31 protein-coding genes are annotated in these 22,031 nt (G+C 64.5%); 21 read left to right on the forward strand and 10 right to left on the reverse strand.

From position 1 onward, the window contains the following. Window positions 1-5: 5 nt before the first annotated feature. From rpsL to ACZ5Y9_RS14410, 5 genes are all read right to left on the reverse strand, one after another. Window positions 6-374 carry a 30S ribosomal protein S12 gene (rpsL, locus tag ACZ5Y9_RS14390; RefSeq protein WP_017201609.1) on the reverse strand — a complete coding sequence of 123 codons (369 nt, stop codon included), beginning with the start codon at window positions 372-374 and terminating at the stop codon, window positions 6-8. Between the two features lie 228 nt (window positions 375-602). Then, entirely contained in the window at window positions 603-1,250 is a 648-nt protein-coding gene (locus tag ACZ5Y9_RS14395; protein ID WP_464471617.1) for a spermidine/putrescine ABC transporter substrate-binding protein, read from the reverse strand. 70 nt (window positions 1,251-1,320) lie between these two features. Further along, a complete protein-coding gene (locus ACZ5Y9_RS14400) occupies window positions 1,321-1,758 on the reverse strand; it encodes a hypothetical protein (protein WP_247634093.1) in 438 nt (145 codons plus the stop codon). Between the two features lie 65 nt (window positions 1,759-1,823). Continuing rightward, entirely contained in the window at window positions 1,824-2,873 is a 1,050-nt protein-coding gene (locus ACZ5Y9_RS14405) for an ABC transporter (protein WP_464471618.1), read from the reverse strand. Window positions 2,874-2,995: 122 nt separating this feature from the next. After that, window positions 2,996-3,148, reverse strand: a complete 153-nt coding sequence (locus ACZ5Y9_RS14410) for a hypothetical protein (protein ID WP_247634091.1) — start codon at window positions 3,146-3,148, stop codon at window positions 2,996-2,998. 116 nt (window positions 3,149-3,264) lie between these two features. Between ACZ5Y9_RS14410 and ACZ5Y9_RS14415 the strand changes: the two genes are divergently transcribed. Then, window positions 3,265-3,753 (forward strand): YajQ family cyclic di-GMP-binding protein, encoded by a 489-nt coding sequence (locus ACZ5Y9_RS14415; RefSeq protein ID WP_247625188.1) that lies wholly within the window; start codon window positions 3,265-3,267, stop codon window positions 3,751-3,753. Window positions 3,754-3,791: 38 nt separating this feature from the next. Here ACZ5Y9_RS14415 and ACZ5Y9_RS14420 read toward each other — a convergent pair whose 3' ends face one another. After that, window positions 3,792-4,868, reverse strand: coding sequence for a tyrosine-type recombinase/integrase (locus ACZ5Y9_RS14420; RefSeq protein ID WP_464471619.1), 1,077 nt, complete (start codon window positions 4,866-4,868; stop codon window positions 3,792-3,794). Continuing rightward, window positions 4,843-5,325, reverse strand: coding sequence for a helix-turn-helix transcriptional regulator (locus tag ACZ5Y9_RS14425; protein ID WP_464471620.1), 483 nt, complete (start codon window positions 5,323-5,325; stop codon window positions 4,843-4,845). Before ACZ5Y9_RS14425 ends, ACZ5Y9_RS14420 begins: the two co-directional genes overlap by 26 nt. A gap of 96 nt (window positions 5,326-5,421) precedes the next feature. Here ACZ5Y9_RS14425 and ACZ5Y9_RS14430 point away from each other — a divergent pair, with 96 nt between their 5' ends. From ACZ5Y9_RS14430 to ACZ5Y9_RS14520, 19 genes are all read left to right on the forward strand, one after another. Next, a complete protein-coding gene (locus ACZ5Y9_RS14430; protein ID WP_464471621.1) occupies window positions 5,422-5,619 on the forward strand; it encodes a helix-turn-helix domain-containing protein in 198 nt (65 codons plus the stop codon). A 297-nt stretch (window positions 5,620-5,916) separates the two neighbouring features. Further along, window positions 5,917-6,408, forward strand: a complete 492-nt coding sequence (locus ACZ5Y9_RS14435) for a hypothetical protein (RefSeq protein ID WP_464471622.1) — start codon at window positions 5,917-5,919, stop codon at window positions 6,406-6,408. After that, window positions 6,408-6,725, forward strand: a complete 318-nt coding sequence (locus tag ACZ5Y9_RS14440) for a DUF3039 domain-containing protein (RefSeq protein WP_464471623.1) — start codon at window positions 6,408-6,410, stop codon at window positions 6,723-6,725. Before ACZ5Y9_RS14435 ends, ACZ5Y9_RS14440 begins: the two co-directional genes overlap by 1 nt. Before the next feature lie 215 nt (window positions 6,726-6,940). Next, window positions 6,941-7,804, forward strand: coding sequence for a helix-turn-helix domain-containing protein (locus tag ACZ5Y9_RS14445; RefSeq protein WP_464471624.1), 864 nt, complete (start codon window positions 6,941-6,943; stop codon window positions 7,802-7,804). 22 nt (window positions 7,805-7,826) lie between these two features. Then, complete coding sequence (locus tag ACZ5Y9_RS14450) at window positions 7,827-7,991, forward strand: hypothetical protein (protein WP_464471625.1); 165 nt, start codon at window positions 7,827-7,829, stop codon at window positions 7,989-7,991. Window positions 7,992-8,166: 175 nt separating this feature from the next. After that, a complete protein-coding gene (locus tag ACZ5Y9_RS14455; protein ID WP_464471626.1) occupies window positions 8,167-8,427 on the forward strand; it encodes a hypothetical protein in 261 nt (86 codons plus the stop codon). Next, a complete protein-coding gene (locus ACZ5Y9_RS14460) occupies window positions 8,396-8,713 on the forward strand; it encodes a hypothetical protein (protein WP_464471627.1) in 318 nt (105 codons plus the stop codon). Before ACZ5Y9_RS14455 ends, ACZ5Y9_RS14460 begins: the two co-directional genes overlap by 32 nt. Beyond that, a complete protein-coding gene (locus ACZ5Y9_RS14465; protein ID WP_464471628.1) occupies window positions 8,713-8,988 on the forward strand; it encodes a hypothetical protein in 276 nt (91 codons plus the stop codon). The genes ACZ5Y9_RS14460 and ACZ5Y9_RS14465 overlap by 1 nt, the downstream gene beginning before the upstream one ends. Window positions 8,989-9,086: 98 nt before the next feature. Beyond that, window positions 9,087-9,734 (forward strand): hypothetical protein, encoded by a 648-nt coding sequence (locus tag ACZ5Y9_RS14470; protein ID WP_464471629.1) that lies wholly within the window; start codon window positions 9,087-9,089, stop codon window positions 9,732-9,734. A gap of 111 nt (window positions 9,735-9,845) precedes the next feature. Then, window positions 9,846-10,286 (forward strand): HNH endonuclease, encoded by a 441-nt coding sequence (locus ACZ5Y9_RS14475; RefSeq protein ID WP_464471630.1) that lies wholly within the window; start codon window positions 9,846-9,848, stop codon window positions 10,284-10,286. Between the two features lie 108 nt (window positions 10,287-10,394). Further along, a complete protein-coding gene (locus tag ACZ5Y9_RS14480; protein WP_464471631.1) occupies window positions 10,395-10,649 on the forward strand; it encodes a hypothetical protein in 255 nt (84 codons plus the stop codon). Next, window positions 10,646-12,115, forward strand: coding sequence for a hypothetical protein (locus tag ACZ5Y9_RS14485; protein WP_464471632.1), 1,470 nt, complete (start codon window positions 10,646-10,648; stop codon window positions 12,113-12,115). Before ACZ5Y9_RS14480 ends, ACZ5Y9_RS14485 begins: the two co-directional genes overlap by 4 nt. Window positions 12,116-12,693: 578 nt before the next feature. After that, complete coding sequence (locus tag ACZ5Y9_RS14490; protein ID WP_464471633.1) at window positions 12,694-12,957, forward strand: hypothetical protein; 264 nt, start codon at window positions 12,694-12,696, stop codon at window positions 12,955-12,957. After that, on the forward strand, window positions 12,957-13,361 hold the full coding sequence (locus ACZ5Y9_RS14495; protein ID WP_464471634.1) for a DUF6941 family protein: 405 nt from the start codon (window positions 12,957-12,959) through the stop codon (window positions 13,359-13,361). The genes ACZ5Y9_RS14490 and ACZ5Y9_RS14495 overlap by 1 nt, the downstream gene beginning before the upstream one ends. 452 nt (window positions 13,362-13,813) lie before the next feature. Continuing rightward, the gene (locus ACZ5Y9_RS14500; protein WP_464471635.1) at window positions 13,814-15,370 is read left to right on the forward strand and encodes a recombinase family protein; all 1,557 of its coding nucleotides are present in this window, start codon (window positions 13,814-13,816) and stop codon (window positions 15,368-15,370) included. A 9-nt stretch (window positions 15,371-15,379) separates the two neighbouring features. Beyond that, window positions 15,380-15,568, forward strand: a complete 189-nt coding sequence (locus tag ACZ5Y9_RS14505; protein ID WP_464471636.1) for a hypothetical protein — start codon at window positions 15,380-15,382, stop codon at window positions 15,566-15,568. A gap of 15 nt (window positions 15,569-15,583) precedes the next feature. Then, the gene (locus tag ACZ5Y9_RS14510) at window positions 15,584-16,756 is read left to right on the forward strand and encodes a tyrosine-type recombinase/integrase (protein WP_464471637.1); all 1,173 of its coding nucleotides are present in this window, start codon (window positions 15,584-15,586) and stop codon (window positions 16,754-16,756) included. A 26-nt stretch (window positions 16,757-16,782) separates the two neighbouring features. Further along, a complete protein-coding gene (locus ACZ5Y9_RS14515; protein ID WP_464471638.1) occupies window positions 16,783-17,385 on the forward strand; it encodes a hypothetical protein in 603 nt (200 codons plus the stop codon). Window positions 17,386-17,642: 257 nt separating this feature from the next. Then, entirely contained in the window at window positions 17,643-17,927 is a 285-nt protein-coding gene (locus tag ACZ5Y9_RS14520; RefSeq protein ID WP_464471639.1) for a hypothetical protein, read from the forward strand. A gap of 183 nt (window positions 17,928-18,110) precedes the next feature. Here the strand turns inward: ACZ5Y9_RS14520 and ACZ5Y9_RS14525 are convergent, their stop codons facing one another. Beyond that, on the reverse strand, window positions 18,111-18,626 hold the full coding sequence (locus ACZ5Y9_RS14525) for a GNAT family N-acetyltransferase (RefSeq protein WP_464471640.1): 516 nt from the start codon (window positions 18,624-18,626) through the stop codon (window positions 18,111-18,113). Window positions 18,627-18,891: 265 nt separating this feature from the next. On the opposite strand from ACZ5Y9_RS14525, the gene ACZ5Y9_RS14530 reads away from it, so the two are divergent. Then, the gene (locus tag ACZ5Y9_RS14530; protein WP_247625190.1) at window positions 18,892-19,524 is read left to right on the forward strand and encodes a GntR family transcriptional regulator; all 633 of its coding nucleotides are present in this window, start codon (window positions 18,892-18,894) and stop codon (window positions 19,522-19,524) included. Window positions 19,525-19,551: 27 nt separating this feature from the next. Here ACZ5Y9_RS14530 and ACZ5Y9_RS14535 read toward each other — a convergent pair whose 3' ends face one another. Continuing rightward, window positions 19,552-20,574 carry an alpha/beta hydrolase gene (locus tag ACZ5Y9_RS14535; RefSeq protein WP_464471641.1) on the reverse strand — a complete coding sequence of 341 codons (1,023 nt, stop codon included), beginning with the start codon at window positions 20,572-20,574 and terminating at the stop codon, window positions 19,552-19,554. A 24-nt stretch (window positions 20,575-20,598) separates the two neighbouring features. Then, window positions 20,599-21,972: an FAD-dependent oxidoreductase gene (locus ACZ5Y9_RS14540; RefSeq protein WP_247625192.1), complete on the reverse strand. Its 1,374-nt coding sequence runs from the start codon at window positions 21,970-21,972 to the stop codon at window positions 20,599-20,601. Window positions 21,973-22,031: the final 59 nt, after the last annotated feature.

The raw sequence follows: 22,031 nt of genomic DNA on the forward strand, positions 1-22,031 counted from the left end.
CTAACTCAACCCTTCTTCGCGCCGTAGCGGGAACGAGCCTGCTTACGGTTCTTGACGGCCTGGGTGTCCAGGGCGCCACGGACGATCTTGTAACGCACACCGGGGAGGTCCTTGACACGACCGCCACGGACGAGCACCAGCGAGTGCTCCTGGAGGTTGTGGCCCTCACCGGGGATGTACGCGGTGACCTCGGTGCCGTTGCGGAGCTTCACACGGGCGACCTTGCGCATCGCCGAGTTCGGCTTCTTCGGGGTGGTGGTGTAGACGCGGGTGCAGACCCCGGCCTGCTGCGGGTTCGACTTGAGCGCCGGCGCCTTGGTCTTGGTGACCTTGGGCGAGCGACCCTTGCGAACCAACTGCTGAATGGTTGGCACGTTCTCTCCTCATAATGCTGCACGGTGACAGCGTGATGGGTTTCACATCATGACCCACCGGCACGTCCGAACGGACGCGCTTTTGGTGTGGTGGGTATGCCGTGGGGGCGGACCGACCATGGGGCCGGCGCCCAGCGCGCACGTCGAGACGTGCACACACCTGACCAAGTGTAATGGCGCGTAACCTGCCGGTCAAATGACCGCGGGCTCCCCGCGCGGATGCCGTCGCTAGCTCGGGTCGGCGTCGAAGGGCGAGTCGAGCGACTGGGTCAGCTCGGTGAGGAGCGCCTCGATCTGCGGCTCGATGTGCTGCGCGATGGCGGCCTGGATCGGCAGACGGTGCCGCAGCAGCAGACCGCAGATCTCACGGCCGACCATGTTGGCGTACTCATCGGCCAGACCGACCTCCTGGCGCAGCGCCACCTTCGCCTCCTCTGTCAACGGCGGCAGGGGTGGCAGTGTCTCGGCCGCGTCGTCGGCGAGGCCGGCGATCGTGAAGAGGAACGGCGCGCCCGGAACCGGGTCGGGATCGAGCGGCAACCCGTCGAACTCGGGGTCGAGGTCTTCGGCCGGGCGGTAGCTGCGCGCGCGGTTGCGGGCGGCCTGCTGATCGAGTTCGCGCTGCAGCATCGGCAGGTTGCGGGCGGTGTAGTCGGCGACCGCGTGATCGACGATCGTCTTCAACCGCGTCGAGAGCCCGTGCTGCACGCCGTGCGGCACGTTCGCTCCGATCCCCGCGGCGGAGAGCAGCGGGGAGCCGAGGCACCGGCGGCACGGCGCGATCCGACCGCGATGGGTCGCCGGCTCCCAGCGCGGCACCCAGCGCAACCAGGCCTCGACGGCCTGGTCGACCTGCGTCTCCAACGAGCGCTCCACCCCACCAGGGTACGCGCGAGCGGGCGCTCCGCGGCGACACGCCGGGAGAGCGGCGCGTCACCGCCGCCCATCACTCCGCGTCTTCGTCGCGTTCCCAGGGCCAGCGCGGATGCCGTGCGCGGGTGCGCCGCAGGGCGATCCCGGCCCAGGCGCCTATCGCGGCGGCCAGGAGCAGCACGGCACTCGCTCCCCCGCGCACCAGGTCGCCGGCGACCGCCGTCGCGAGCAGCGCGCTCCCGGCGACGCTCGCCACGGCGATCCAGACCGCGGCCAGATGCACGAGCGCCGTCGCCACCGCGATCACGAGCGCCGAGAAGAACGACGGCCCGGGGCGACGGACGACCGACCAGAGCAGGACGGCGAAGGCGAGCACGGCCGCGGCCATGCCGCCGATGCCCGGCCACTGCCCCAGCCCCGGCGTCGCGATGATGTCGCTGTCGGTGAGCACGCTCACTGCACCGAGCCCGAAGATCGCCAGCGCGAAGAAGCCGATGGTGGCGAAGACCACCGCCAGGACAGGCGAAACCCCCGCGGACTCGGGTCCACGGGGGTTCGGCATCGGCGTGTGCGTCATTACCTCGACAGCGTCGGGCCGGCCTCGAGGGTGCGCTCGTACTCGCGCTGCGCCTCGAGGTTCAGCTCGGTCTTGCGGGCACCGCTGCGGGCGACCCAGGCACCGAACCAGATGGTGAGTTCGCGGGCGAACACGAACGCGACGATCGCGAGCGGGGCGAGGAGCTGACCGCCGATGAGGTCGGCGCCCTCGGAAGCGGTGAGCGTCCAGAACTGCGCCTGGAAGAGCTGCCCGAGAAGGTGGCCGCCGTACGCGATCGCGCCGACGATGATGCCGAAGACGACCCAGAGGCCCCAGCGACCGCGGTTGATGATCGCGCCGAGCAGCCAGAAACCGAGGAAGAAGACGGCGACCGGCACCCAGTATCCCGCGGTCTGCAGCGGTGCGAGAGCGGCCTGCCCGATGTTGCTGCCGTCGACATCGCCCGCGAGCGCGCCCAGCCCGAGCGTGGCGCCCAGGTAGAGCACGGCGAAGGCGAGGGTGGCGAGGAGTCCGATCGCGCCGGCCGTTCCACGGTTGCCGCGGTCGTGCGGCGGCTCGGGAGCCTGGACGAAGATCGGCTGCGGCTGCGGCTGGGAGGGAGCGGCTGCGGCGAACGCCGGCTCCGAGGGGACGATGGTGGTCTCGGCTTCGGCACGCGAGGAGTAGGCGGTGTCCGCGACCGTCGGCGTCTCGTCGACGTACGCGGTGGGCGCGGCGATCACCTCGGTGGCCTCGGCGCCGTAGACGGACTCGCGGCGCTCGACCGGAGCCGAGAACGTGCCCGGGTGATCGCGCTCCGCGGCCTCGAAGGCCGCGAGATCGGGGTCGACGGCTGGAGCGGCGGTCGCGGCATCCGTCGTGGCGGGCTCGGACACGGCGGCACCGGGAGCGGCGTCACTGTGGATGGCGGCGTCACCGTGGGCGGCGTCGTCACGGATCGCGGCGTTGTCGCCGGCGGGCACGTCGGCACCGGCCGCGGCGGCGGCGTCGAGACCCTCGTTCGCGCTGTCGAGGACGTCGTTGACGTCCTTCGGCCGCTCGGGCTGGGGAACCTCGGGGTCACTCATGGGGTGCGCCTCTCATCGGAAGTGTGCAGTGCGAGGGTACCGCCGCCCGCGGACGCGCTCCGGGAGGCGTGCCGACGTGTCGGCATTCACCCTCCGGGGCGTTCGGGAAGCGACGGTCCCGCTCAGGGGAAAATCGATCGCAACGTGTCGCCGGCGAATGCGGCGAGCACGGGCATCATCGGCAGGGAGAGCCAGATCAACCCGGCGACGACACCGGCGCAGACCACTCCCGCGAACCAGCTCATCGCCAGGTTGCGTCCACCGACTCGTGCCATGCCTTCACGCTACGACCGAAGTATCGGTTGCACGCGGAGCAACGCCGAGACGCACGCGTGTCGCCGGGCCACGGGCGCGAGGGGCGCGGGTTGCGCACTCTCGGTACACTCCCTGTATGGCTGACAGTTCCTTTGACATCGTCTCGAAAGTGGATCACCAGGAGGCCGAGAACGCCCTGAACCAGGCCCGCAAGGAGATCGAGCAGCGCTACGACTTCAAGGGCACGGGCGCGTCGATCGCCTGGAGCGGCGAGCAGATCCTCATCATCGCCGGCACCGAGGAGCGCGCGAAGGCCGTGCTCGACGTGTTCCAGTCCAAGCTCATCAAGCGCGGCATCTCGCTGAAGAGCCTCGACTCCGGCGACCCGTTCGCCAGCGGCAAGGAGTTCCGCATCGTCTCGACGCTCAAGGACGGCATCTCCTCCGAGAACGCGAAGAAGATCAACAAGATCATCCGCGACGAGGGCCCCAAGGGCGTCAAGAGCCAGATCCAAGGCGACGAGCTGCGCGTGCAGTCGAAGAGTCGCGACGACCTCCAGTCGGTGATCGCCCTCCTCAAGGGCTCCGACCTCGACGTCGACCTGCAGTTCATCAACTACCGGTAAGCACCCCTTCCGACCTGGGGTTTTCCGACCGTAGTCCGCTAGGAGTCCGCAACCGCCAAGACGTTCCCCATAAATGTGGCCGTCGCAGAGCGCGTCTTGTCCTCTGCAGACGGCCACAGGTGCGAGTAGACATTGAGCGTGATCGAGGGCTGCGAATGCCCGAGCGCGCGCTGAACCGTCACGACGTCGCACCCGGAGGCAATCAGGTTAGACGCGAACGTGTGGCGGAGCGTGTGGAGCGTGATTTCGTCGTCGAACCCGACTGCTTCCCGGATCTTCCGCCACTCATGGCCGGCGCTGTTCCGATTGAAGAGGTGGCCCCGAGGCGTGCGGAACAGAAACCGTTCAGGGGTATCAGGATTGCTAAGCCCCTCGATCATCTCGATTAGCTCAGCGGGAACGAACACCTCACGCTCAGAACCAGCTTTCGGCGGGACGACGTTGGTCGATGGAATCGACGTGCCCTGAACCTGCCTGCGCACCGCGATGGTGTTGCGCTCGCGGTCGATATCCCCCGCCTGCAGTCCCGCGGCCTCTCCCAATCGCAGACCGGCGAAGGCGCAGACGGCGACAAACAGTCTGAACTCCCCCGCTACCTCGAGCGCCGCAGCCACCTGATCGACAGAAAGCACGCGCAGCCTCGCCGACTGCTTGCGCTGCCGCGGCGTCTTCACCCTCACAGCGGGATTGCGGGCAATCACCTGGTTGTCGACGGCGGCGCGAAAAGCCATCTGCACATAGTTCAAGCGGGTGCGGATCGTGGAGGGCGCCAATCCCCTATCGGTCTCGCGCGTGACCCAGGTCTGCACGTCGCCGTGCTTCACGTCGCGCATCGGCTTCGATCGCCACGTCACCGAATCCACAGCAGTGCGAGCTGCGACCTCCGTACCGTCGACCCAGACTTGCATGCCGATCCATCGAGCAACCCACTCATCCCAGGAAACCCGGCCCGCCGAGGGATCAGCCCACTGCCCCGTGACCATCGCCGCCGTCTGCTCGTCGAGCCACTTTTGGGCCTCGCGCTTCGTATTTCGGTGCGCTGAGTGCTCCTTACCGTTCTGATCGCGGTATCGCGCGCGCCAGACCCCGCTAGGTCGTTGCTTGATGCTCGCCATGACGCCCGCCATCTCCGCCCGAAAGCAGGTCGTAGACGTCTGCCTCGACCTCGGATATCCATTCTGCGTATGCGGATCCTTCGGGAATGCGCCCGTCCTCACGCATCCGTCGAACACTGGATAGAACCTGATCCGCCATCTCTGAACCGATCTTGAAATTGCGTTTAGCGGTGAGGAGCTGCGCTCGAACGTCGCGCAGAGCTGCGAGCGCCTCGGCACCCCCGTCGCCACCACTGATCATTAGCGGGAGAGTCACGTTGAAGACTCTGGCAAGTGCAAGAGCCTCCCCCAGGCGGATCGGACGCTCGAGTTTCTCGGTGCGGCTAACCGTCATCTGTGAGTAGGTGTCCCAGCCTGCGGCGACCATTCGGCGCGCCAGCTCCCCCTGGCTCCACCCCCGGTCTTCGCGCATCCGCTGGACGGACTGGGCAAACGCTGTCTCTTCTGACTGATCCACAAACCGAGTTTGCCACACAAATGTGGGAGTGTTGCGAAATCGTGGGGAGTCATGCAATACTGTTGCTAGGCCACAATTTCGATGGAAGGAGAGAGTATGACCCTTACCGCATCGCCGGAGCACGACCTGCTCACGGTGGACGAGGTAGCTGAGCTGACCCGACGCTCCCCCGCGTCCGTTCGTTGGCTCATCCACACCAACCAGATCAAGTCGGGGAAAATCGCGGGGCGACGGCTGGTTCGCCGCGTCGACCTGCAGGAGTTCATCGATGCGGGGTTCGCCGCCGCGGGATGATGAACCGCTCGCACCAGCCGCCCGATGCCTCGAGCCGGGTACCCGCGGAAGATTCCGGCGCCCTGCCGTACTCCGACCCCACGGGTAATCGCGTCGTCGAGTTGTTGACGGGCCAAGACATCAGCGTCTGCCTGAACAACCAAGAGGTTTTCATCATGAACTCCGCCTTGTTGCTCGAACTAATCGGCAGGCACGTCGTGTTCGCACCATCGCGGAGAGGTAATTCGATCCGCGCACATAAGAAAAAAGCCCCCACCGGCCAGGGTGAGGGCGATGTCAATTCGAAGGGATCCGAAAATGACTGGTAAGACCATGATTGCAGATTCGCCCGCTGAGCGCACCTTGTTGGGTGACGGGGTGGGGAGTAATCAGGCGACCCCGCCCCGCGCCCGCCTGGATGAGGGGTTCGAGGAGTACGCCGCCGCATTCCTGCAGGCCCACCCGGAGATCTCTGCCGCGGTGCCGTCCTGGACGGAAGAGATCGACTTCTCCACGATCGAGTGCGAAGTGGAAGACACGATCTTCTCGTTCTCCGCCGAGGTCGGTGTCGTCGAACTGTACGGCTGCGGCAAGTTGTTGCAGACGGGCGAGGTGCGAATTGATGACGCTGGCGCCCCGAATGTCTATCTCCCTGCGGAGAACGACTTCAACACGGCAAGCGATGCCGTTCGATGGATGCTCGACGTCGCCAAGGATCTCATCACCGCCGCCGGATTGTTGCGGGCCGAACCGAAGTTGCTGCGCAGGGCCGTATGTGTCGACGAGCAGCTCCGGGCCCTGGACATCTGATGGCTACGACGAACCACCGCGTGAAGAGCGGCGATCTGCAGTTGGCGATGATCGAGGGAACGCCGATCAAGACCTTCTGTGGTGACATTTTCGTCCCCACCGTTCAGGTCGGCACATCAGGCCGAGCAGACCTTCCTGGTGCTCCCAACTGCGATCGATGCGACGAGGCGATTGAGGTCTGCCGACAGTGGTCGCGTGTGAAGGAAGAGAAGAACCGTCTCGTTCGTGAGATGAGAGCTCTCGAGAAGCTCCACAAGCAACTGATGGTCGAGTACCGCGAGAAGCGCGAGAACGTTCCTGATCCGGCTATGGCCTAAGCAGCACTGACGTCATCGACCACTAGGACACGCCTCCCCTCATCACCGGCCTGATGAGGGGAGGCGCTCCATTTCAACTGAAGACAACACCCCGAGAGGGGGGACCAGATGACCGACAACAAAAGGGAGACAGCCGCACAACGAAGGATGCGGGAGTTCCGAGAAGCACAAGCCCTGATCGCGAATCGTCGACAGCAGGCGAAGGGTGGTGACGGATGGCAAAGACAGATGGATTCGTCAAAGTCCCAAACTGGCTGATCGACGACGCGGACCTGACCGCACACGAGTTCGCCGTCTACATCGTCCTGCTGAGGTTCCGTGACCCGAAGACGGGCACATGCTTTCCCGGCATGACGACGATCGCGGACCGAGCCCGCATATCCCGGAAGACCGTCGAACGCGTCATTCCACAGCTCGAGGCCAAGGGAATGATCCAGGTGCGTCGGCGGAGCACACTGACGGAGAACCTGCCCAACGTCTACACGGTCGCCTTGGCGAACGAGAAGCCGGGGTTCCTGTGGGGCGACAGCGCTCGAGGCAGGCGAATCCCAAGGCGTACGAAGACCACAGACTCCGAGTCGGTGGGCGTGGAAGACACCGCCCTACCCACAGACTCCGAGTCTGTGCCCACAGACTCCGAGTCGCAGGGGGCACAGACTCCGAGTCGCCCTAAGAAGATCCACCTTAAGAAGATCCAACAACAAGATGTGACACCCACTTTCGCGGAAAGCGGGTCAGATCGATTCTCATTCGACAACCCACACCCAGATCTCGCGACCGAGAAGCAAGTCGCCTACCTGAAAGACCTCGCGATCCACCTGGGCTACCAAACAGGGGGTGGGGTGCCAAACGACCTTCAACTTCAACGGTGGAGGAAGCTCACCCGCGACGAAGCCACGCAGAGAATCCGCGGCTACCTGAAGGAACTCGGCAGACCCGACGACATCCACTACCCGCAGGCCGGCGATCCCGAGTACGAGGAACTCAGCGACGTCGGCAAAGAGTTCGCGGAATCAGCAGGCGACCCCGCGAGCGTCTTCGACTACGGCTTCCTGCGGGACGCCGACCGACTCGCATAACAACAACGACAGGAGGAAGAACATGGGCGCTGCAGCCCCGAAACCACTCAACCTTCGAGCGATGTCGAACGCCTGGGACAACCCCATCGCATTCGCCAGCGAACTCTCCCGCTACTACTCGCAACTCGAAGCATCAGGTCACCGCCAGCCCACACGCGACTGGACGACCAAACAGGAGGCGACGTGACGATCCGCAAAGCGGTGCTCTGCGACTCGTGCGACGCGGCATTCGCCTCAACGGACCGGATCGCGAACTTCCAGCTCATCCAACACGCACACCAAGACGGGTGGACATCCACCAACACCAACGGCACATGGACCAACCAGTGCCCAGACCACATGAACAACTAAGGAGAAAACCAATGGCACTTGACTACCTCGAAAGCAAGCTCGACGGGCTGCGTTCGGAAGCATCAGCAGTTCGGGCAGCGCACAGCAATCTTCGCGACTCCGTCCACAACGACAAGAGCTTGAGCCTCCAGGGCAAGCAGGAGCTGATCAAGGATTCGAAGGCTCGCGCCGACGCTCGTATTTCGGCACTTCGCGGAGGAACTGCGCCTGATCAACGAGAAGCTCGAGTCATCGCAGCGAGTGCTGTTCGGGTCGACTATCTCGTCGAGTGACATCATCGCGGAACGAGATGCTCAGGATCGAGCCGACAACATCAAGGACGAAGCTGAAGCGCTGCGTCTCATCGAACGCAGCGTGCGCAGCGGAGACCGGTCAATGACCAACGCGATTCTGCGGCGGTCACTCGACGCCGGCTGGCCGAATGCGATCGATGAGGTCGGCAAGAGCTACCCCGCCTCCGCTGGCGTCGTCAATGACATCAGCGCACTGAACACCTCGCTCAACGACATTCGTCACGTCCTCAGCCGATCTATGGCGTACGGGTCGGTCATCGACTGATGGGTGTCGTCACGATCGGTTCCCACGTCTTCGAACTGCCCGACGAGGAAGCAAGAGTGCTGGGAGAGGCGGCGATGATCCAGTCCCGCAAGGGTGGCTGGCTCTCACCCACGGACGACCTCCTCATCGCAGTCACCCCGGCAACGGAGATCACTCTGCAGATCACGGGCGAGTTCAAGGACACGACCGCATCGAAACCCGCGGCGATTGTTGAGAAAGCAAACAGGCCGAGGAGCGCTGTGAGCGTCAGTAACAACGGGGTGTGGGCGATCTAATCACCCCGGGAGCGGCGATAGGGCCGGCAGCAGGTACCCGCATCGGGCACCGCGCCGGCCCTTCGTATACCTAGCGAACAACTACCAGGAGGAAACACATGGTCAACGATCTATCCGACCCGTATCGAGAGATCCGCAATCTGCAACGTGAGGTGCGCCGTTTGCAAAACGCGCGTCCCCTTGAAAACTCATCCGTAACAAATGGCCGGCTGCGGTTCATCGGCGGACTGCTGCTTGTCGACTCAGGTGGAACCGTGCAGGTGATAGGCCAGCTCATCGGCAACGGCGAGTTCCGATGGACCGGGCCGTGGCGGCTCGAGGGGCCAGGAACGATCACCGGCAACGTCACCCAGACCGGAAACACCACACAGCAAGGGAACATGACCCTCACGGGCGGGGGAAAGGTCACCGCCGGGAATGTCACCGTCGAACCCAACAAGATCACCGTCGGGTCCGCGTGGCTGCAGGACGGTGAACTCGTTCTATCGAACGGGGCGAAGGTGGCTGTAGGGCTTACGGGCGGCACGTCGGCCATCGGTCTGCTGCCGGGTGGAGCTGCGGACATCTCCGTGAACACGTCCACGGCCTGGCTGCGCTCGACAGGGGCCGCGATCTCGGTTACGACCGCTCAGGCCCGCATCTCGGCACCCACCATCGTTCTGGATGCGTTGCCGACTGGTGCCCCCTCTGGGGCGAAGGCCGTTCTCGTCGATCCGTCGAACGGGAAGCTCTACAGAGCCGCTTAACCCGCACCAACGCCCGGATCGCTCGCAACAACGCGCAAGCGATCCGGGCAGGTGACAACCACTACGCCAATCCCGCGCCGAGAGGAACGCCCGCAGACAGGAGCACAGTCAATGAGCCGCACCGGCACAACCCAATGGCGGAAAATCACCGCCATCATCCGCGCACAAGGCCGCACCAACAACACTCCCTGCCACCTCTGCAACGGCGCGCGCGGCCCCATCGACTACCGCACACGCGCAGAAGCCGACCGCGACGCGAAAGCCCAGGGCGCCTACTGGCTCCTTGGAGCCCAACGACCCCTCGCACTCGACGTCGACCACATCACACCGCACGCACAAGGCGGACACGACACCCTCGACAACGCCGCTCCCACCCACGCCATCTGCAACCGCAGCGCCGGCGCGAAAGGGGCGCCACGAACCAAACCCAACAAGCCCAACCTGACACCAGTCAACGGTTACTGGTGGCCCCTCGACGGTGCAGGCGAACCACTGCCCGGACGAGCCATTGAAGGCACCCAGACAGCCACACACGCCTTCCGAAGCGCATAGGCCACCCACCCCCTCCCCACGCCCCCAGTCCCCGCTCCCTCGGCTTTGGCGATACCTCCGGGAGCCTTCCGCCACCAAGCGGACCTAAAACCTAGAAGTGAGGTCGATATGGAAACCACGTCACCACGTTCGATGCTGAAAGCGATCGAGCAGAACCCGAACGATGCCGCAGCGCGGTTGAAGATGCTGCGGGAGATCGTCGCGGCCCGTCTTGACGAGACAGAGTCAGCGCGCGAGACCGGCACACTCGCTCGCTGCATGCTCGACATCGAAGCGGCTCTTCGAAGCTTGTCGGGCGATGGCGCCCAGTCTTCGCCCGTCGACGACCTTCTGGCTCGTCGTTCGGCTCGAGGCGCCCGATGAGCGGGGTCCAGACGCCGACGTTCTCCGTTGTCCCCGTCGTCGCCGATCCGCGAACCGCAGATGAGGCGATTGAGCTCGCAGAAGCCGCCGGCATCACTCTGCTGCCGTGGCAGGCCGCGGAGGTGCGCACGATCCTCGGCCAGACCGAAAACCAGGAGTGGGCCGCATCACGGTACGGCCTTGCTGTGGGCAGACAGAACGGAAAAGGCGTCATCCTCGAGGTCGTGACCCTCGCGAAAACGGTCTTGCTCGGCGAACGCGTCCTGTGGACGGCTCACGAGGTGCGGACGATGCAGGAGTCCTTCGCCCGCTTTCGCGCGATTCTCGAAGGGACTCCCGCGTTGTCTGCAGTCGTGGCGACGATCCGCACGGCGAACGGTCAGGAGAAGGTCACGTTCCACAACGGCTCGGAGGTGAAGTTCTCCGCACGGTCGAAGTCCGCCACTCGCGGTCTGGGCTTCCGCACAATCATCTGTGACGAGGCGCAAGAACTCGAGTATCTGACCATGGGCGCGATGATGCCCACGCTCTCCGGTCAAGGTGCTGCACGCACGCAACTTATCCTCACAGGCACGCCCCCGTACTCACGCAAGGGGGAGGTCTTCGCCGACACACGCGCCGCAGCTTACGCGGACGGCGATGATCGTCTCGCATGGTCAGAGTGGTCCTGCGACCCTGAAGATCTGCTCAACGATCCCGTTGTCTGGGCAAAGACTAACCCGTCGCTCGGCACGGTCATTCGAGAGGACAAGATCCGCGATGAGCTGCAGGCTCTGCAGGCACGACCCGACGTCTTCCGCCGCGAAAGACTAGGTGAGTGGGGCCGATCCGGTGACGCGGTATTGGCGCTCGACGAACCACAGTGGCTTGCCGGCTCGATCCCGGAGAGCGAGTGGCCCGACCGTGATTGGCGTTACACCCGTCTTCGAGGCCCGGTTCGTGTCTTCGGCATCGACTGCACCTATAACGCGGAGATGACCACACTGCTTGAGGCTGTGCCGCTCGATGGCTACAAGGTAGGCCTACGGGTGATCGACGCTGCACCCGGACTCGAATGGATCGCGGGCCGTATGGCCGAGCTGCGAGAGGGCACGTCATACGTCGTTGTCGCATTCGACCCGCTCAGGACCGGAGACCTCACTGCGGATCTCCAAACAGCCGGAGTCCGAGACACCGAATCGACGAAACGAGTGATCGCAGTCACTTCCCGCGGCCTCACGATGGCTTGTGATGGGATTGTGCGCGCGAATCGCGAGGGGCGACTGGTACACGCAGACCCGCGCCTCGACGCGGCGGCAGCAAACATAACCCGATCCACCTTCGACGACGGCAAGGGCTGGAAGCTGATCGGTGTTGACGGTGCCGATGCATCTCCCGTCATCGCCGGCGGACTGGCGCTCCAGGCACTGAGTGAACAGACACCGCTGTCGAAGCCCTTGGGCGAGCGGCGAGCGGTCTTCCTGTAGTCAAATGCCGGAACGTCTCTCTACTTGAGAGCCTGAGTAACAGCGACTACAACCTTTCCCCGAGGGGTGTCCACAGTACGGACCCCCTCCGCCCCAACACATCTGTAGTTTGAGGGGTTGGGGCACCCCGCTCGGTTCGATGTTTGCGTTGGGTGCTATGGTCGCATCGTGACGCGACCTCTTCCGTACCGCGAAGAAGCGCCACTTTCCCCGGGAGACTTCGTTGTCCGCGGAGGGTCGTTCGAGTGGGAGCCCACGATCCGCTCCTTCAACCGTTGTTTGAAGGTTCATGGCGTTGCGGCGATCTCTGTCGCAGCGTCGGCCGGCGCTACTCCCCACGAGATCATCGACATGTCAGCCGTCCTATCGAACATCTCACATCACTCTTTCACGACTGTCGCCGAGCTAAATTCCAGCGGGTTCTCGCTCGTAGCGACAGGTAAAGCACCTCACTACACGCTGCTACTTCCTAGCGATCTCCTTGAAGACTCGTGGGAAGAGCTAGTGCGAGTCTTCACGGGGCTCTAAGCTTCAACACAAGGAGAAAGATCATGCGACTATCTGCAGACTTCCAGAGTATGACTCACGACGACATAGTCACTGTCACGTTCGACGACGTGCTCGAAGGGACAGCAGTTGCCCAGGTCGGGCAGTCTGTCGAACTCGATGACCTCGAAGGCCACACCGCGCTGGGCATTGTCCGCCAGATTGATGATGACCTTCTAGACATTCAAGTTCTCATGGAGACCTGGAGTAATGAGATTTTGCTGTCTTCAGGTTGGACCTCTTCCGCGCTTTACAGTACGAGCTGGCGAGCGGATCAAGTCCGGGAAGTCGCGTAGTGCGAGGATTCATCGTTCTCGCTGACTTCGCCGAGGCAGTGGGTGGCAAGCTCTACATCATGGGTGGAGGCTGGAGCACACTCAACCTCGTAGTGCCCGCAGATATCAGCGTCGCTGGAATTGTCTACGTCCCGTGGGATGAGGCAAATCGGCGTCGTCGATTGCTTCTGCAACTTCTCACGGAGGACGGTGACGAAGTGCGTTTCGATGGTGCACCGGTCGAGATGCGAGGAGAGTTCGAGGTTGGCCGCCCTCCCGGGATCACCCCTGGAGTCGAACTCGAGTTGCCTGTGGCAGCCCGATTCAACAACCTTCCACTGACTCCGGGACGCTACAAGTTCTCGCTTACCGTGGGAGCGACGCATGTCAGTGATGTCAAGTTCGAGGTCCGCCCTGGCGTCTGACTGAGCACTGGGTCTGGACCACGCTCGCTTCGACTATGACGGTTGCCCAGCCAAAGTAACGGCGTTGCCCCATACCCAGCAACGAAATGTCTGCTCGCCGGCCTTGAACTCGATCCCAGCCGCGAGGGGGGTGGATCGCATCACCTTTGCGTCGACTCGAATCGCCTCTGATCCGAACCGCACCCATACGCGCACCGTCGCTGGCCGCGGGTAGATCGTGACCGGTTGCTCGCGGATGTCGAGTTCACGATCGGTGAGGCTCTGCAGTGGGCCGCGCTTCGCGGCCTCAAGGATCGATCGGGCCTGCGATTGCATGTCGCGATAGGCAGACAGTGTGGCGCCAGGGTTCCCCATAGCCGGCTGCTCCTTCCTCCGGCCGAGAGATTCGATTGTATGTCTCGGCTCCGACGTCGCGCATTGCGAACCCTCGGCCACGGGTGTCTGCTTGGCGGATGAAACAGCTCACAGTTCGCGAATACCTGCGAGTCTCAAGGGATGTGCACGGCACGGGGCGAAGCCCCGACCAACAGCACAGTGAAAACAAGAAGTCGATCGAGGAGCAGGGGTGGCGGCTTCACGATCTCCCGCCGTACAGGGATGCTGACAGGAGTGCGAGCCGGTACGCCAAGAAGGAACGTGAGGACTTCAAGCGGCTGGTGACTGACCTCGAGGCTGACGAATTTGACGCAGACGTTCTTGCGATCTGGGAATCGAGCCGTGGGTCGCGTCGAGTCGGTGAGTGGGTAGATCTCGTTGACCTCTGCCGGGAGCGCAACGTGCGGATCTGGGTCACCACGCATAACCGCATCTACGATCCAGCCAACGCCCGCGATCGTCGTAGCCTCTTGGAAGACGCTGTGGACGCGGAGTACGAGTCTGATAAGACGTCTGAGCGGCGCCGACGAAGCGCTCGGGCTTCAGCCGATGCTGGGCGCCCGCACGGAAGGAACATCTACGGCTATCTCCGCGTGTACGACGAGTTCACGCGAGAACTGCTCCGAGTGGAGCCGCACCCGGAAGAGGCGCCGGTCGTGGTTGAGGCGGCGCGCCGCGTGCTCGAGGGGGACTCCTTCTACCAGATCGCTCGCGACTTCAACGCCCGCCCGGTTCCCACTCGGGGTTCACGGCGTCTGCCTTCACACGAGGCAGCCGCTTGGACACCGTCCATCGTGAAGCAGATGTTGCGTATTCCGGCATACGCCGGCAAACGCGACTACAAGGGCGAGATTGTCGGCGATGGCATGTGGGATGCGCTCATAGCGTTTACGGACTGGCAACAACTGCAACTCATCATGGAGGGGCCAAGTCGCAAGGGTCCGCGGGATCACACGGCGAAACACCTCTTGTCGAACATCGCGCAATGTGGGGTGTGTCGACAGCCATTAAGGTCATGGAATTCCCAGCCCCGTGGGCGACAGGTCAGCGGTTCCGCTGGCGAGGGCACGGTTCTGTACTACTTCTGCTACGGAATACCAGGGATTCCACGAGGCTCCGACGCCAAAGGATGGCACGCCAGCATCCGAGCATCGTTTCTGGAAAACACGGTACTTGAGCAGCTTTTCGCTCGGATGACGCAACCCGATCTCTTTCTCACACCCGATCCCGTGGATACGGAGAGCCTCGCCCGTAGAGCGACCTTGCTGGCGACGATCTCCGAGAGCGAGAACTACCTTGAGGAGGTTCGGGCGGAGGCGGCTGCTGTTCGACGCGTCGACCTCTTACTTGACCAAGAGGCTCGAGTGCGGCCAATCATCCAGCGCGCACGACGCGCCTTGCAGAACTCGCTTCCTATTGACCCGAGCATCGCACTACTCCTGCGATCGAGCGACCGCGCCGCGACGTGGGAGTCCCTCGATATCGCAGAAAAACGCAGGGTGATCCGCCGCGTAGTCACTCCCGTCGTGCATCGGCTGGCGCCAGGGCGCAAGGGAAGTCGAGAGGGTAGCGCCAACAGAGTCGAACTGATCTGGAATGCATCTGACGCGTCAAACAGTGACGGTGATGACTAGGCTCAGCGCATGAACGTGTACGAGGCGAAGGCGCGACGTGACGGCAACCTCTGGTTCGTGGAGATCCCAGAGCTTGGCCTGTTCACGCAGGCGCGCACGGTCGACGAGATCGAGGTCATGGCCCGGGACGTGATCGCGATCAGCCTCGAGGTGCCAGCAGATTCCTTCGGCGTGCACGTCGGCATCGAGAAGACCTAAGCCGAGATTCCACGCATGACAAACCGTCGCGCAAAAGGATCGGGCTCGCTGTTCCGCGACCAACGGGGTTACTGGACGGTAGTAGTTCCGCTGCCGGCAGCGGATGGGAAGAGGCGCCGCAAGACGTACCGTTTCAAGAGTCGCCAGGATGCGCTTGCTCGTCTGCGGGAGTTTGAGCGTGCTCGTGGCGGCACGGATCTGCCAGATCCGGATTCCTACCCGAGCGGTAGCGGAACGACAGTCGGCGAGTGGTTCGACTACTGGGTCGCCGAGTGCGTCTACCCGCACCTTCGCCCAAGGACGGCTGATGGGTATCGAAGCGCCGTGAAGACCCATATCGTGCCGGCGCTCGGTGCGAACACCCCATTAGCGTCGATCCGCGCCGCAGACATTCGTCGAATGCAGCACACGGTGCGCGAGGGCCACTCCCCCACGACAGTCCGCAACATCCACACCATTGCCGCGCGAGCCTTCGATGTCGCGGTGCGGGAGGAGGAGATTACCCGCAACCCGGTACGTCTAGTCGAACAGCCGCGACCGGCACGCCCTGATCTTGACGTGCCGACCACAACTGAGGTCCGCCATCTTCTTGGGGTGCTGAAGACAAGACCCGATGGGCTCAAGTGGATGACCTACATCCTGACTGGCGCACGACGGGGCGAAGTAGTCGGCCTCGAAACTGATCGGGTCGGTGCTCATATCGATATCAGCTGGCAACTACAGACCCTTCGTCGCGGTGAAACCGGGCGTCCGATCGCACCTCCCGACTTCGATTACAGGCACCTCTATGGCGGGTTCTTCCTCACCCGCCCGAAATCTAAAGCAGGGTGGAGGACAGTTCCGCTGATCAGTCCGTTGAGAGAGATGATGCAGCACCATCTCGAGACGATGGAGCCGAATCCCTGGGGCCTTGTGTTCACCCGCAAGGGCCGTCCGATCGACCCAAACATGGAGACTCGCCTATGGCCAGCGGTGCAACGCGAGATCCTCGGCGAGGACCGGCACGTTCGACTTCACGATTTGAGACATGCAGCAGTTGACCTGCTCTACGCCGCAGATATCCCCGAGGAGCTCATCGTCGAGCTAGTCGGACATTCCACGCGCGCGATGACTCGCTCATACAAGAGCCCTACGCACCTTGACCGACTCACTCGCGCGATGTCAAACGTCGAATCGATGCTCGAGTAGAACGTCGGCTTCACTAGCATTCAGGTGTGAATCACACTCCGACCGACGCGCGTCTGATGTTCTTCGACCCTTGGACCTCCAGCCTGGCCCCACGGGACAGCATCGAGGTCGCCGAAGATGGCTACTGGGGACTGAAATGCAAGGAGGGCCACCGTGCACCCCGCGTCCTGCCTCCCCGGTGGCATCGCGATCGTTACGAGTGCGAGGTGCCGCACGAGCGCCCTGTTCACGAATTCGAACCACTTGTCCTGCATGATGCCATCGGCTTCTTGGATCACTCACAGGACGTGTTGAAGGCACATTGGTTTCACAGCACGACCTCGCTCGGCGGGCTCACAACGACCCACGAGGGACTCACACATCTCGGCTCGAGCGAGGCTGCCGACGACCGCGGACTGTTCCTCACTCGGAACGATGTCGCCCCGGCTACTCATCGAGTTCGAATCGCGTCGAGCGCGCGCGTGCATCCCTTCGTGCTCATCGAGCCGACAATGGGGGACCACGGCCACTCGCACTTCGAAGAGTGGTTCCAGTCGGCCGACGTGATCCGATACGTCAACGCCCACGAGGCTCCTGGTTCGATCTCGCTAGCGGTGAAGCCTCAGGTCCTAGTTACGTCACTGACCTGATTAGGTCGGGGAAACGGACGTATACGGCTTCTCAGATACGCAGAACATCCATACCCCCCGAGGGTGTCCACGGCGGCGGACGCGCCCCGCCAAGGGTGTGTGTTGAACCCACCCCCCTTGCCGATATGCTCGCCGCATGAATCGTCACCGTGCCTCAGCAGCGGCTCTAGCACTCTCTGGCGCGCTTATCCTGTCCGCTTGCACTGGCAACCGCAGAGGAGCCGGTCCCGCCCGCAGAGGCCACTCAGGAGGTCGCTGTGGGCGCATCTGACATCGCGACCATCGACGACGGAATCGAGTGGGCAAGAGGACTAGACGACTCGACCACTTCCACCGAGCTGAGCACGGGCATTCAGGCGATTGGCCACCTCGTCCCCGAGCAGGACATCTGGTTCGATGACAGCAACGACATCGGAGGCGACCTCATCAGCCTCAACGCAGATGTGCTCGCGAATCCCGATGACGCCGGCTCCATGGTCGACGACCTGAACGACATCATCGACGACCTCGAAGCATTCATCTCCAAGGGCAACCGTCCTTAGTCCGCAGGGAGTCCGCAGACCAGGCCGTCATACCCAACTGCATACAATCACCCACACGACCCTACCCGGCGTTTTTCCAGGGGAATGTGGGCTGCTCAACCGCAACCAATTAACGTTTATCTGTTCATCAACTACCGCTGACCGCGTCGTCACCCGTTCGTGAAGCCCCGCCCCGGCGGGGCTTCACGCGTTTCCGGAGGGCGCTTCCCCGAGGTCGTACACCCACTCGTTGATCTCGAGCGACGCTCCGCGGAACTCCTCGACGAGCGATCCGACCTGGGCGAATCCCGCGCGACGGCACACGGCGTTCGATGCGGCGTTGTCGACGCCAGGGAAGGCCGTGAGCATCCGCCGCTCCCCCGCCTCGGCCCGCGCCTGCGCCACGACCAGCGCGACCGCGCGTGCGGCGATCCCGCGACCCTGCGCCTCGGGCAGCACGAACCACCCCGTCTCCCACGCGTCGGTGTCGCGCCAGCGCACCGGCCAGAAGCCGATCGACCCGACCGGAAGCCCACCCTCGAGGATCACCGACATGTGCGCCTCGCCCGAGGCGTTCAGGCGCAGGTAGCGCGCGTGGCGCTCCTCGACCTGGGCATCGGTCTCGGAGCCGTTCAGGTGCGACGTCATCGCGGGCGCATTGGCCCGGTGCAGGAGCGGCAGGTCGCCGGAACCCCAGGGGCGCAGAGTGAGCTCGTCCATCCCCGGAGCTTTCCACGGACCACGGACACGCACCAGAGCGACGCATCACCGCGACATCAGCGCAGGCCAGCCGCAAGAACTCCGCAAGAACGGTAGGCACGGCGACCGCACAGGTGCATGATGTAGTTTCCTGCGGGAGCGTATGGGGCGCTCGCGCAGCACAGCAGAACCGAAGACAGCAGGAAGCACGACAGCAGGCGCACCGCGCGACCGGGAGGCGCGACGCCGGCGGTGGTGAACCGACGAACTTACTGGGGGTAAGTCGATGAGCAGCATCGAAACCACACACATCGGCGAAGGAAAACAGCTCCTCGCAGACGAGGTGTTCCACCACATCGGCCAGCAGATCATCGACGGGGTGATGGAGCCGGGCCACCGCATCCGCGACGTCACCGTCGCCGACGAGCTCCACGTCTCGCGCACGCCCGTTCGCGAGGCCCTGCAGCGCCTCGAACGTCTGGGACTGGTCACGATGTATCCGAGCCGCTACACCGAGGTCACGCTCGTCACACCCGAGATCGTGCTCGGCACGCTCGAGTTCGCCGGCTACCAGGCGGGCGTCTCCGCGCGCATGGGCGTGCCCAAACTGACCGAGGTCGAGCGCGCCTACCTGGCGGGACTCGTCGAGCGGCTGCACACCACGCTCGATGATGCCGCGAAGACGTCCGAGGGCCGGTGGGCGGTCTTCTCGTACCTCACGCACCGCGCGGGCAACCCCCAGCACAGCGCCCTCGTCAACGACTCGAGCATCGCGCTGTTCCGCAACCTCCGCAACTGGGTGGTGCCCGTCGAAGACCGCGCGCACATGACGCAGGTCTACGCCGACTTCCGCTATGCGGTGGAACGGGGAGACGGCGACGACGCCGAGCGTCTCGCCCGCGCCATGTACTACGTCTGACGTCAGCGGGGCGGACCGCCGCCCGCGTCACCCGGCGGCTCGCCACCCTCTCACCCAGCGGTCGAGCCGCCGATACGCGTCCTCGCGTGCGTCGTGCGCCGAGAGGAACACGTCGTGCAGCGCACCGTCGATCCGCTCGACGGTGACCGACGGCCCGAGGCGCAGCGCGGCGCGGGCGATGTCCTCGACGACGAGCACGGTATCCGCCCGCGTGAGCTCGTCGGACCACCGCGTCGGCGACGCGAATCGCGCCGACAGCAGCACGCACACCGGTGCCGTGATCGACAACCCCGCCGCGACCGTGCGGTGGCCGCTGAGGATCGCGTGCAACCAGCCGGCGTGCACGGCCATGGTCTGCTGCGGGCGCCAGCGGAGGTCGACCTCCATCGGGTCGTCGGGATCGGCCACCGCCTCCTGCGCCCGACTGTAGAAGCCGAGATCGATCTGCGGTGCAGCATCGAGCGGGCGCAGCCGCGCCTGCAGCTCGACCATCGGCGCGATCGCCGCTCGCGCCGCCGCGAACTGGAACTCCAACCACGGACTGTTGAGGATCACGGCATCCGCCATCCCCGGATGCCGTGACGCCCAGAGGCTCAGCGTCAGCCCGCCTGTCGAGTGTCCGAGCAGCACGAGGCGCCGAGCCGACGCCTCGGCATCCGCTCCCCGGCCCATCGCGTCGAGCGCCGCGGCGATGTCCTCGTCGTAGGTCGCGAGATCGGTCACGTACCCGGGCGTCTGCCCGTCGCGCAGGCTGCGCCCGTACTTGCGCAGATCCAGCGCGAAGAACCGCGCGCCGCGCGAGGTCCAGAACCGTGCGAGACGCTTCTGGAAGAAGTAGTCCGACCAGCCGTGCACGTAGAGCACGTCGACATCGTGCAGGAGCGGCAGCCGTCCCCGCAGGCGCTCCCACCACCCGACGGATGCCGGGAGCGCGCGCACCAGGGTCGCGACGACCGGGCCCTGGTCGTCGTCGGCGAGCGGCAGCGTCAGCTGCTCGAACTCGTCGCCGAGGACGTCGGGGATCCAGTGCGTGGAGCCGGTGTCAGCCATGCGGCCAGGCTATCCGAGGGCGACTCACTCCCCGCGGGAGACGCGCACCATCTCGTCACGCGGCACGACCTTGACGCGCGCCCGCTCGTGCGGAGCACCCAGGGCGATCTCGTGCTCGTCGAGGCGGTGCCAGCCGTCGAGATCGGTCCACTTCACGTCGCGCTCCTCGAGCAGCGCCGGGATGGCCTCCTCCGAGGGGTCCTCCGGGTGCCACCACGAGCCCTGGTCGTTGATGATGTGACGCACGGTCTCCATCGCGTCGGACTTGGTGTGGCCGATGAGCCCGACCGGTCCGCGCTTGATCCAGCCGGTCGCGTAGATGCCGGGAACCTTCTCGTTCGAGTCCTTCGCGAGCACCTGCCCCTCGCGGTTCGGGATCACCCCGTGCTTCTTGTCGAAGGGCACGCCGGGCAGCGGCGAGCCGAAGTAGCCGATCGCGCGGTACAGCGCCTGGATCGGCAGCTCGCGCATCTCGCCGGTGCCGATCGCGCCGCCCTGCCCGTCGGGCTGGGTGCGCTCGTAGACGAGCGCCGCGACACGACCGGTGTCGTCGGTGCGCACCTCGACCGGGCGCGCCCAGAAGTGCAGGTGCAGGCGACGGGATGCCGTTCCGCCGGCGTTGTTGACGGAGTCGAGCTTGCGCCACGACTGCAGGATGCGGTCGATGACCATGACCTGCTTGTTGCTCGCGACGGCATCCTTGGCGGCGTCGTCGTAGTCGAAGTCCTCGTCGTAGACGACCATGTCGACGTCGCGCAGCTCGCCGAGCTCGCGCAGCTCGAGCGGGGTGAACTTCACCTGCGCCGGGCCCCGGCGTCCGAAGACGTGCACGTCGGTGACCGCGCTGGACTTCATGCCCTCGTAGACGTTCTCGGGCACCTCGGTGACGAGCAGGTCCTCGGCGTGCTTGGCGAGCATGCGCGACACGTCGAGCGCGACGTTGCCGTTGCCGAGCACGGCGACGGATGCCGCGTCGAGCGGCCACTCGCGCGGCACGTCGGGGTGCCCGTCGAACCAGCTGACGTAGTCGGCCGCACCGTAGGAGGCGACCGCGTCGATGCCGGGGATGTCGAGAGAGGTGTCGCGGATCGCGCCGGTCGCGAAGATCACGGCGTTGTAGTGCTTCTTGAGGTCGTCGAGGGTGATGTCCTCGCCGAAGCGCACGTTGCCGAACAGGCGGATGTCCCCGCGGTCGAGCACATCGCGCAGCGCGTTGATGATGCCCTTGATGCGGGGGTGATCGGGGGCGACGCCGTAGCGGACCAGTCCATAGGGCGCCGGCAGCTGCTCGAACAGGTCGATCGAGACGTCGAACTTGCGCTCGGCCTTCAGCAGCAGGTCGGCCGCGTAGATCCCGGCGGGTCCTGCACCGACGATGGCCAGTCTGAGCTTGGTCATGGAGGTCCTTTCGTATGCCGTCGCGTGAGCCGCGCAGCCGCGCCCGTCCGGACGCGGCG

This window comes from Microbacterium sp. T3-8, from assembly GCF_055398145.1.